This window comes from Rhodococcus sp. GQ147, assembly GCF_059759155.1.
In genome coordinates, this window is record NZ_JCAXDU010000009.1 from 45,427 (window position 1) to 46,736 (window position 1,310).

Annotated in this window: 1 protein-coding gene; it reads left to right on the plus strand. The window is 63.6% G+C overall.

The window, feature by feature from the left end; translation table 11 throughout:
- Positions 1 to 63: 63 nt before the first annotated feature.
- Complete coding sequence (locus AC6CID_RS12310; RefSeq protein ID WP_064256517.1) at positions 64 to 1,236, plus strand: alkane 1-monooxygenase; 1,173 nt, start codon at positions 64 to 66, stop codon at positions 1,234 to 1,236.
- Positions 1,237 to 1,310: the final 74 nt, after the last annotated feature.

Genomic DNA, 1,310 nt, shown 5'->3' on the forward strand with positions numbered 1-1,310 from the left:
TGTTTTCTCCGGTTCGTGGGGATTCGTACCGGACGGTTTTTCCTTCCTGGGGGATTGGTGTTTGTGGATTCGGCTACTCCTCGCAGTGCGACACACGATCGATGGACCGACCCCAAGAAACGCCTCTGGCTGTACGGACTCGTCGTCCCCCTGAGCCCCTTCATCGCCTACTTCCTCGTCGAATACCTCCACCTCGGCGTCTTCTGGGCCACCGGTGCACTGGTCATCGCCGTCGTCTGCCCGTTGGTCGACGCGTTCGCGAGGCTGGACACGAGCAATCCGCCCGAGAGTGTGATGCGGACGCTCGAGAACGACCGGTACTACCGCTACTGCACCTATCTCTATCTCCCACTGCAATACGCGGGCCTGACATTCGGGTGCTGGATGTGGGTGTCGCAGCCCATGGGCGGCGCCGAACGATTCGCGATGGCCGCCACACTCGGCATCGTCGGCGGTGTCGGCATCAACGCGGCGCACGAACTCGGACACAAGCGCACCACCATCGAGCGGCGCCTCGCGAAGATCGCGCTCGCCCAGTCGTTCTACGGCCACTTCTACGTCGAACACAATCGGGGGCACCACGCCCGTGTGGCGACCCCGGAGGACCCGGCCACCGCCCGCATGGGAGAGAGCTACTGGCGCTTCCTGCCCCGTTCGGTGTTCGGCAGCCTCCGTTCCGCGATCCGTTACGAGAAGGGCCGGCTCGAACGTCGCGGCACGTCGTTCTGGAATCTGCGGCACAACGACATCCTCAACGCATGGGCGCTGAGCGTCGTCCTCTACGCGGTGCTCATCGCCGTGTTCGGCTGGTCGATCGCCCCGTGGCTCGTCGTCCAGGCCGTCATGGCGATCATGTTCCTCGAAGGCGCCAACTATCTCGAGCACTACGGGCTGCTGCGCGAGAAGCGACCGGACGGCAGCTACGAACGCGTGCAGCCCCAGCACAGCTGGAACAGCAACCACGTGTGCTCCAACCTGTTCCTCTACAACCTGCAACGGCACAGCGACCATCACGCCAATCCGCTGCGCCGCTACCAGACCCTGCGGTCGATGCCGCAGGCGCCGCAGCTACCCGCCGGTTACGCGGTATTGATCATCCTGGCTCTGTTCCCGCCGCTGTGGCGGCGCATCATGGACCCGCGACTGCTCGAGCACTACAGTCACGATTTCTCGCGAATCAATATTGAGCCTGAGAAACGAAATGCGATTCAGGCACGATACGGTGGTCGCAGTTAGGCGCCATGTCGGGGAGACCGCGCCGTTTCTGTGATGCGCACACCCGTGCGGATCATGCGCGCCCGGGGAGATAA